This is a genomic window from Halomonas sp. BC04 (assembly GCF_000568385.1).
Map to the genome: position 1 here is coordinate 1 of NZ_AZQX01000057.1, position 9,065 is coordinate 9,065.

Annotated in this window: 6 protein-coding genes and 5 pseudogenes; 6 read left to right on the plus strand and 5 right to left on the minus strand. The window is 65.8% G+C overall.

Going from position 1 to position 9,065, the window contains the following annotated elements:
• The 4 genes and pseudogenes from Q427_RS29735 to rpoH form a co-directional block, all read left to right on the plus strand.
• A pseudogene (locus Q427_RS29735) lies at positions 1-177 on the plus strand (signal recognition particle-docking protein FtsY); the annotation flags it as partial.
• A pseudogene (gene ftsE / locus Q427_RS04280) lies at positions 174-841 on the plus strand (cell division ATP-binding protein FtsE). The pseudogenes Q427_RS29735 and ftsE, both read left to right, overlap by 4 nt.
• Positions 838-1,820: pseudogene (ftsX, locus tag Q427_RS04285) on the plus strand (permease-like cell division protein FtsX). Before ftsE ends, ftsX begins: the two co-directional pseudogenes overlap by 4 nt.
• A 142-nt stretch (positions 1,821-1,962) precedes the next feature.
• Positions 1,963-2,829: an RNA polymerase sigma factor RpoH gene (gene rpoH / locus Q427_RS04290; RefSeq protein WP_043511326.1), complete on the plus strand. Its 867-nt coding sequence runs from the start codon at positions 1,963-1,965 to the stop codon at positions 2,827-2,829.
• Positions 2,830-2,912: 83 nt separating this feature from the next.
• On the opposite strand, the gene slmA is transcribed toward rpoH, so the two are convergent.
• The 5 genes and pseudogenes from slmA to coaBC form a co-directional block, all read right to left on the minus strand.
• Entirely contained in the window at positions 2,913-3,524 is a 612-nt protein-coding gene (gene slmA, locus Q427_RS04295) for a nucleoid occlusion factor SlmA (RefSeq protein WP_043511329.1), read from the minus strand.
• 78 nt (positions 3,525-3,602) lie between these two features.
• A complete protein-coding gene (argB, locus tag Q427_RS04300) occupies positions 3,603-4,523 on the minus strand; it encodes an acetylglutamate kinase (protein ID WP_043511331.1) in 921 nt (306 codons plus the stop codon).
• 34 nt (positions 4,524-4,557) lie between these two features.
• The gene (locus tag Q427_RS04305; protein WP_043511333.1) at positions 4,558-5,943 is read right to left on the minus strand and encodes a phosphomannomutase/phosphoglucomutase; all 1,386 of its coding nucleotides are present in this window, start codon (positions 5,941-5,943) and stop codon (positions 4,558-4,560) included.
• 112 nt (positions 5,944-6,055) lie between these two features.
• A pseudogene (dut, locus tag Q427_RS04310) lies at positions 6,056-6,549 on the minus strand (dUTP diphosphatase).
• 56 nt (positions 6,550-6,605) lie between these two features.
• Positions 6,606-7,926: pseudogene (coaBC, locus tag Q427_RS04315) on the minus strand (bifunctional phosphopantothenoylcysteine decarboxylase/phosphopantothenate--cysteine ligase CoaBC).
• Positions 7,927-8,055: 129 nt separating this feature from the next.
• Here coaBC and radC point away from each other — a divergent pair.
• Entirely contained in the window at positions 8,056-8,730 is a 675-nt protein-coding gene (radC, locus tag Q427_RS04320; protein ID WP_043511334.1) for a RadC family protein, read from the plus strand.
• Between the two features lie 243 nt (positions 8,731-8,973).
• Positions 8,974-9,065, plus strand: a 92-nt coding sequence (rpmB, locus tag Q427_RS29740) for a 50S ribosomal protein L28 (RefSeq protein ID WP_081785814.1), incomplete at its 3' end; no start/stop codon positions are given.

The window sequence follows — 9,065 nt, forward strand, 5'->3', positions numbered from 1 at the left end:
CAAGCTGGATGCACCGCCAAGGGTGGCATCATCTTCGCCCTGGCCAAGCAGCTCGGTACGCCAATCCGTTTCATCGGGGTGGGCGAGAGCCTGGACGACCTGCGGCCCTTTGCGGCGAGGGACTTCGTCGATGCCCTCTTCGATCAGGACAACGATAGCGACGCCGCCTCCGGATGATCGTCTTCGAGCACGTGGGCAAACGCTATGGCGGGCGCTTCGATGCACTGGCCAACATCGACTTCCGCGTAGATCGTGGCGAGATGGTCTTTCTCACAGGCCACTCCGGTGCCGGCAAGAGTTCGCTGCTGAGATTGATCATGCGCCTGGAACGGCCGACCCGGGGCCGGGTGCTGGTGGCGGGCCACGATATCGCCCGGCTGCACGCCAGCCAGGTGCCGTTCTACCGACGCCAGATCGGTGTGGTCTTCCAGGACCACCAGCTGCTGCTGGACCGCTCCATCTATCATAATGTGGCGCTGCCGCTGGAAATTCGCGGCGTCGAGCCCCGGGAAGCCGCTCGCCGGGTGCGGGCGGCACTGGACAAGGTCGGCCTGCTGCATCGCGAGCGAGCGCTGCCCATCGAACTCTCCGGCGGCGAGCAGCAGCGTGTCGGCATCGCCAGGGCGGTGGTCAACAAGCCCTCTCTACTGCTGGCCGATGAGCCACCGGCAACCTCGACCCCCAGCTCTCCGCCGATATCATGGCGCTGTTCGAGGACTTCAATCGCATTGGTACCACCGTGGTCATCGCCAGCCACGACCTGGCACTCATTACCCGGCTGCGCCACCGCATGCTGAGGCTGCGTGATGGCCGGCTGGTGGCCGATGAGGAAGCGGCATGAGCCGAGGTGCCGTTCGCCAGCCACCCCGGGGAGCACGCAGCCAGGGTCAGGCCCCGCGCACCGGCAGTCGGATGCGGGCCTGGGGGCGCCATCATCGCGCCATGTGCCTGGATAGTGCCCGGCGCCTGCTCAGGCATCCGGTGGGCAGCCTGTTGACCATGCTGGCGATCGCCATCGCCCTGGTGCTGCCGGCGGCGCTATGGCTGGCCCTGGACAGTGCCCGGATGCTGGACGCCGAGCTGGAGGAGAGCGCCACCCTGACCGTCTACCTGGCGCATCAGGTCGATGAAGCCAGGCCGGTCGTATCGACGAGGCGATCGGTGCCCATGAAGGAGTGGCACGCACCCGTCTGATTACGGCAGCCGAGGGGATGGCCGAGTTCCAGCAGGCGCTGGGACTGGCCGATGCCCTGGGCCGGCTCGATGACAACCCGTTGCCGGCTAGCGTGGTGGTGACCCCGGTGGATCCGGCGCCGGAGGGGGTTCGCGAACTGGCCGAGTCGTTGCAGGAGATGACCGGGGTGGATGAAGTGCGCCTCGACCTGGCCTGGCTGGAGCGACTGCGTCACCTGGCCGAACTCGGCAGCCGCGTGGCCTTGGCGCTGGGCGTGCTGTTCGGGCTTGGCGTGCTGCTGGTGGTGGGCAACACCATTCGTCTGGCGGTGGAGAGTCGTCGCCAGGAGATCGAGGTGGTGATGCTGATCGGCGCTACCCACGCCTTCGTGCGCCGCCCCTTCCTGTATAGCGGCGCCTGGTACGGCCTGGGAGGCGGCCTGCTCGCCTGGGGCTTGCTGGGCCTCGGCAGCGAGTGGCTGGCGGCGCCCGTCAGCGCCCTGGCGGCCAGCTATGGCGCCACCTTCCAACTACCCCAGTTGGGTGCCGCGGGCTCGGCAACGCTGCTGATCTGCAGTACACTATTGGGCTGGCTGGGTGCCTGGATCGCCGTGAGTCGCCACCTCGCGGATATTCGGCCGCGGTAAACGGTGGTGTGTCGGCCCGCTGGTACATCCCCGCGGAATCTGCCACGCTAGTCAGCAAAGACGGAACATTCTGTGGTCGTGGCCGTCAAACGTAGCGGTCACGAACAGTACGCAACAGGGTTTCGAGGGAGACAACCTGCATATGAGCACCAGTCTTCTTCCGGTGGGACAGCTATCACCGGGCCATGACCTCAACGGGTATATCCAGGCGGTAAACGGCATTCCGATGCTGACCGCCGACGAGGAGCGCGAGCTCGCCTATCGCCTCTATGACGAGGGCGACCTGGAAGCGGCGCGCCGGCTGGTGCTGTCGCATCTACGCTTCGTCGTGCACATCGCGCGCAGCTACTCCGGCTATGGGCTGCCCCAGGCCGACCTCATCCAGGAAGGCAATGTGGGCCTGATGAAGGCGGTCAAGCGCTTCGACCCGAATCAGGGCGTGCGCCTGGTCTCCTTTGCGGTGCACTGGATCAAGGCGGAAATCCACGAGTTCGTGCTGCGCAACTGGCGTATCGTCAAGATCGCCACCACCAAGGCCCAGCGCAAGCTGTTCTTCAACCTGCGCAGCGCCAAGAAGCGCCTGGCCTGGCTGAACAACGACGAAGTCGAGGCCATCGCCAAGGACCTGGACGTCAAGCCAGAGGTGGTGCGCGAGATGGAGGGTCGTCTGTCGGCCCACGACGCCGGCTTCGATGCCTCGCCCAGCGACGATGAGGAGTCCACCTACCAGTCGCCGGCACACTACCTGGATGATGCGGGTTCCGATCCGGCGATGCAGCTCGAGGACAGCGACTGGGAAGACGATGCCAGCCGCCGGCTGCAGTTCGCCCTGGAGGCGCTGGACGAGCGTTCCCGCGATATCCTCCGGCGCCGCTGGCTGGCCGAGAGCAAGGCCACCCTGCACGAGCTGGCCGACGTCTATGGCGTCTCCGCCGAGCGCATTCGCCAGCTCGAGAAGAACGCCATGAAGAAGATCCGCCTGCAGCTGGGTGATACGCTGGCCGCTTGAGCCGCGTCGGCCCTGCCGCCATGGACGACGAAGCCCCGGTCACTGACCGGGGCTTCGTGCATCTGGGGTGTGCGAGGAGGGAGTCAGGCGCTCTGACGTGCCTGGCGCATCAGCTGCGCCGACAGCAGGGCCCACTGGTCCTCCCAATGCTCGGTGGGGAGGCGTCGGAAGTCGCTGCGGACATACTGGGAGATGCGGCCCTCCACCTGGGCCATCAGCAGGTTGGCAGCCGCCGACACGGGGAGGGTGGGGCGATAGCCTTCACGCAGCTCCGCCTCGCGCAGTACCTGCTTGAGCTGGGTCTCCAGGCGCTCGAAGAGCTGATGGATACGCAGGCGCAGCCGGGCGGTCTCGCCGGTCAGCACATCGCCGCCGAGCAGTCGTGACAACCCCGGGTTCTTCTCGGTGAAGGCGAGCAGCAGGGTCAGGATCTGGCCGCAGCGCGGCACGGCGTCGGGGACTTCCTCGAGAATACGGGTAATGCGTTCGAACAGCGTCTCTTCGATAAAGGCGATGAGACCCTCGAACATGCGCGCCTTGCTGGGAAAGTGACGGTAGAGCGCCGCCTCGGACACGCCCACCTGGCGTGCCAGCGCCGCAATGGTGATGCGCTTGCCGCTGTCTTCCTCCAGCATCAGCGCGAGCGCCTGCAAGATCTGCTCGCGGCGGCTGGGTGGGGGAGTTGCCTGCGTCATGTCGGTATCTTTTTTTGGTTGTCTTACGGTACTGTGAAGGCATGTCCGCCACGGCACCTCGCCGCGCGGACACAGCGCTCAGCCGGCGTCGTTGCCGTGGCGTTCGGCATCGGTGATCAGGGTGCCGACACCGGCGTTGGTGAATATCTCCAGCAGGGTGGCATGAGGCACGCGGCCGTCGATGATATGGGCGCTGGCCACGCCCCCCTTGACGGCATCCAGCGCGCAGCGAATCTTCGGCAGCATGCCTCCGTGGATGGTGCCGTCGGCGATCAGTGCGTCCACCTGGGCGGTGGTCAGCCCGGTGAGCACTTCGCCGTCGGCATTCATCAGCCCGGCGACATTGGTCAGCAGCATCAGCTTCTCGGCGCCCAGTGCCTCGGCGACCTTGCCGGCCACCAGGTCGGCGTTGATATTGTAGCTGTTGCCCTGGGCGTCGACCCCGATGGGGGCGATCACCGGGATGAAGTCGCGCTCGGCGAGCATCTCGATCAGGTCGGTGGAGATGTGCTCGACCTCGCCCACATGGCCGATGTCGATGATCTCCGGCGCGGTCATCTCCGGAGTCTGGTGTTCCACCTTGAGCTTGCGCGCCCGTATCTGGGAGCCATCCTTGCCGGTCAGGCCGATCGCCTTGCCGCCGCACTGATTGATCAGGTTGACGATACCCTTGTTGACCAGGCCGCCCAGCACCATCTCCACCACATCCATGGTCTCGGAGTCCGTGACCCGCATGCCGTTGACGAAGCGTGACTCGATTTTCAGCTTGGTCAGCAGGTCGCCGATCTGCGGGCCTCCGCCGTGCACCACCACCGGATTGATGCCGACCTCCTTCATCAGCACCATGTTGCGGGCGAAGGAGTCGATCAGGGCGTCCTCGGTCATGGCATTGCCGCCGTACTTCACGACGACGGTCTTGCCGGTGAAACGCTGGATATAGGGAAGTGCCTCGGAGAGCACTTCCACTACCAGGCGCGGATCACGGGTCGGTTGGGTCATGGTCATTCCTTTCGGGTACGGTAAACGCCACCGCTCACTGCGGCAGGGTCAGTGCCGGGTCTACCTGCTGCAGGGCGTCGGCAAAGCGGGCGCGGATGCGGGCCAGCGCCTCGTCGCTCTTGCCTTCGAAACGCAGCACCAGCACCGGCGTGGTGTTGGAGGCGCGGCAGAGACCCCAGCCATCCGAGTAGTCGACACGAATGCCGTCCAGGGTGGTCTTGACCCCGTCCTCGCCGAAGTCGCCTTCCCGCGCCAGCCGTGCCACCAGGTCGAACTTGGTCTCGTCGGTGACCTGAACGTTGATCTCCGGCGTGCCGATATCCTGGGGATAGCGGGCGAAGAAGGTATCGGCGTCCTCGTCCTGCCTGGAGAGGATTTCCAGCAGCCGGGCGGCGCCGTAGATGCCGTCGTCGAAGCCGTACCAGCGCTCCTGGAAGAAGATATGCCCGCTCATTTCGCCGGCCAGCAGGGCGCCGGTTTCCTTCATGCGCGCCTTGATCAACGAGTGGCCGGTGCGCCACATCTCCGGGGTGCCCCCTGCCCGCTCGACGACGCCGGCCAGGTTGCCGGTGCACTTGACGTCGAAGATCACCTTCGCCCCCGGGTTGCGCGAGAGCATGTCCTCGGCGAAGGCCATCATCAGGTGGTCGGGATAGATCAGCTGGCCGGACGGCGTGACCACGCCGAGGCGGTCGCCGTCGCCGTCGAAGGCCAGGCCGATATCGGCATCGCTGGCCTTCACCTCGCGGATCAGATCCTGGAGGTTCTCGAGCTTGCCCGGGTCGGGGTGATGATTGGGAAAGGTGCCGTCGATCTCGGCGAACAGCGGTATGGTGTCGGCACCGAGCCGCTCGATCAGCTTGGGTCCCAGCTCGCCTGCCACGCCGTTGCCGCAGTCCACCACTGCCTTGAGCGGCCGGGCCAGCGTGATGTCGCCGAGGATGCGCTCCAGGTAGGCGTCGCGCAGGTCATCCTGGCGCACGCTGCCCTGGCCCTCGCTGAGGTCGCCGGATTCGATGCGCCGGTAGAGTGCGGTGATCGCCTCGCCGGAGAGCGTCTCGCCGCCCAGCACGATCTTGAAGCCATTGTAGTCCGGCGGGTTGTGGCTGCCGGTGACCATGACGCCCGAGGCGGTGCCTTCCAGAACGTGGGTGGCGAAGTAGAGCACCGGCGTCGGTACCATGCCGATGTCGATCACGTTGCGGCCGGCGGCGGTCAGGCCCCGGGTGAGCGCCTCGCTCAGCCGGGGGCCGGAGAGGCGGCCGTCACGGGCCACCACGACGGTGGACTCATGGCGGGCGGCGGCTTCCGAACCGATGGCGCGACCGATCAGCTCGACGGTCGCTTCGGTCAGGGTATCGTCGACGATGCCGCGAATGTCGTAGGCGCGGAAGATCGATGCGGGTACGGTCTGGTTCATGACTGGGCTCATTTGGATTCCTTGGCAATCAATGATGAATGAATGTGAATGCCCAGGTTGCGATGCCGGCGCTCCCGATCCCTGGGTATGCCGGCATGGCGGGGCCCGGACGTCAGTGACGTCCCGAGCTGCCAAAACCGCCTTCTCCACGAAGGCTGGTCTCGAAACTTTCAACCACCTGCAGCTCTGCCTGGACCACCGGTACCAGTACATACTGGGCCAGGCGTTCGAAAGGCTCCAGTACGAAGGTGGTGTTGCCACGGTTCCAGGTCGAGATCATCAGCTCGCCCTGGTAGTCGGAGTCGATCAGACCCACCAGGTTGCCGAGCACGATGCCATGCTTGTGGCCCAGCCCCGAGCGGGGCAGGATCAAGCCGGCGAGATTGGGATCGCCGATATGAATGGCGAGACCGGTTCGTACCAGTTCGCACTGGCCGGGCTCAAGCGTCAGCGGTGCATCGAGCAGCGCGCGCAGGTCCATGCCGGCGGAGCCAGGGTGGCGTACCGGGGCATGTAGTCGTGCAGACGCTCGTCGAGCAGCTTGACCGCAAGCCTGGGCCTGTCGGTCTGCGGGGTGCCGGGCTGTGTGGGCTGAGTCTCGGGCATGATGGTTCCGTTGTGTACGCCTGCGTTCAGGGTCGGGTTAGGGTCAGTCATTGGGCTCAGTGCATCGGGCCTTCGGGCAGGCAGCTCAGGGCTCGCCTCAGGATGGCCTCTGCCAGCCGGGCCTTGGGCTGGGGCGGCAGGCTCTCGCCGCCTTCACCGTCGCCATCCCGCCACAGCAACAGGGCGGCATTGTCATCGGCGCCGAAGCCGAGGCCTGCGGTTGCGACGTCATTGGCGACGATCATGTCCAGCTGCTTGCGCGTCAGCTTGTCCCTGGCATAGGCCTCCAGGTCGCGGGTCTCGGCGGCGAAGCCAACCACGAAGGGACGGCGACTGGCCGGATCACGCTTGCTGGCGACATCGGCGATGATATCCGGATTCTTGACCAGCTTCAGTGTCAGGCCGTCCTCGCCTTCGCGCTTCTTAATCTTGTGCTCGGCGACCGCGTCGACGCGGTAGTCGGCCACCGCGGCGCAGCGATGAAGATATCGCATTCGGCGAGCAGTCGCAGGCAAGCCTCATGCATCTCCTGCGCCGTTTCCACATCGATGCGCTCGACCCCTTGGGGTGTCGCCTGGCTCACCGGGCCGCTGACCAGGGTGACCCGGGCACCGAGCCGGGCGGCGGAAGCGGCCAGGGCATAACCCATCTTGCCGGAGCTGTGATTGGATAGGTAGCGCACCGGATCCAGCGGCTCCCGGGTGGGGCCGGCGGTGATCACGATATGCAGGCTGCGGGCGTCGTCTGTCGGTTCCAGTGCGTTTTCGGGCGCCATGGATGCTGCGGCTTCGGGCGGCATGGAAGGCACGGCTTCGGGTGCGAGGTAAGCAGCTCACCGAGGATCGCCTCGGGCTCCAGCATGCGGCCCGGCCCCACGTCGCCGCAGGCCTGGTCGCCGCTGTCCGGCCCCAGCAGGCGCCAGCCATCCTGCTGCAGGCGCTCGGCGTTGCGCTGGGTAGCCCGGTGGCGCCACATGGCCTGGTTCATGGCCGGTGCCATGACCTTCTCGGCCTCGCTGGCCAGGCACAGGGTCGTGAGCAGGTCGTCCGCCATGCCCATGGCCAGGCGTGCCATCAAGTCGGCGGTGGCCGGGGCGATGAGCACGACGTCCGCCCAGCGAGCGAGCTCGATATGGCCCATGCCGGCCTCGGCTTCGGGGTCGAGCAGCGAGGTGCGTACCGGCTCCCCCGTCAGCGCCTGAAGCGTCAACGGTGTGATGAAGGCCTGGGCGCCATCGGTCATGACCACGCGCACCTCGCAGCCTGCCTGCTTGAGCAGGCGGGCGAGTTGAGCACTCTTGTAGGCGGCGATACCGGCGCTGATACCGAGAAGGATGCGTCGGCCGACCAGCCCGTTGCCCGAAGAAAGCGTTGACATGGCTCCTTCCTGAACTGAAATCCGACCGCCTACCATACCATCGAGAAGGGCTTGGCGCAGCCGCGGTAATCTTTTGTGTTGCGTCTATAATGCCTTGTTATCAAGGATGCATGACGGGGGAAGGCAGGGATGTCGATTCGGAATTGGCCCGAGGGCGAGCGCCCGCGGGAGAAACTGCTGGCGCTGGGCGCCGAGGCGCTGTCGGATGCCGAGCTGTTGGCAATCTTCCTGCGGGTGGGCGTGGCGGGGCGTTCGGCCGTTGACCTGGCCCGCGACCTGCTCTCGGCGTTTGGCGGCCTGCGCCAGTTGCTCGAGGCCGACCAGCCGCGCTTCTGTGCCGAGCGGGGCCTGGGCATGGCCAAGTTCGTTCAGCTGCAGGCGAGCCTGGAGCTGTCGAAGCGTCATCTGGCCAGCCAGTTGGCTCGAGGCGACGCCCTGACCTCACCGAGCCTGGTGCGGGCCTACCTGGCCGCGCAGCTGCGACACCTGGGACACGAGGAGTTCGCGGCACTGTTCCTCGATACCCAGCATCGGGTCATCCAGTTCGAGTCGCTGTTTCGCGGCACCCTCGACAGTGCGTCGGTCTATCCCCGTGAGGTGGCGCGACGCGCCCTGGAGCTCGGTGCAGGTGCCATCATCTTCGCCCATAACCATCCCTCCGGCGTGGCCGAGCCCTCTGACGCAGACCGGCGTATCACCAACCGGCTGCGCGAGGCGCTGGGGCTGTTCGAGATACGGGTGCTCGATCATTTCGTGGTGGGCGATGGGGAGGTGGTGTCATTCGCCGAACGCGGTTGGCTATAGTGGCTGGATTGTCGCGCCTGTTGGTCGTGTGACGGTGCTTCGGCGTTTTTTCACGGGCAGGGTGCGAAGAGGGGCAAGACAGGATAGAATGCGGCGCATCTCTTGCCTGACGGGGTGCACTCTGCTATAAAGTGCAGCCTTTGAATTCCCTTGGGTCAAATGACAACGGGCTCGTTCCCGGTTTGCCCGACAGGTTTTGAACACTCAGGTTGAAATCACCTGGCCAAGCGGTTGGAGGCTCCCATGTCCAAAGTATGTCAGGTTACCGGCAAGCGCCCGGTGACTGGTAACAATGTTTCACACTCCCAGCGCAAGACCCGTCGTCGCTTCTTGCC

What these genes read in the sequence shown, in the direction of transcription:
- rpoH (WP_043511326.1), top strand. Translation starts at nt 1,963, where the DNA reads ATGAGCACCAGTCTTCTTCCGGTGGGACAGCTATCACCGGGCCATGAC.
- slmA (WP_043511329.1), bottom strand. Translation starts at nt 3,524, where the DNA reads ATGACGCAGGCAACTCCCCCACCCAGCCGCCGCGAGCAGATCTTGCAG.
- argB (WP_043511331.1), bottom strand. Translation starts at nt 4,523, where the DNA reads ATGACCCAACCGACCCGTGATCCGCGCCTGGTAGTGGAAGTGCTCTCC.
- Q427_RS04305 (WP_043511333.1), bottom strand. Translation starts at nt 5,943, where the DNA reads ATGAACCAGACCGTACCCGCATCGATCTTCCGCGCCTACGACATTCGC.
- radC (WP_043511334.1), top strand. Translation starts at nt 8,056, where the DNA reads ATGTCGATTCGGAATTGGCCCGAGGGCGAGCGCCCGCGGGAGAAACTG.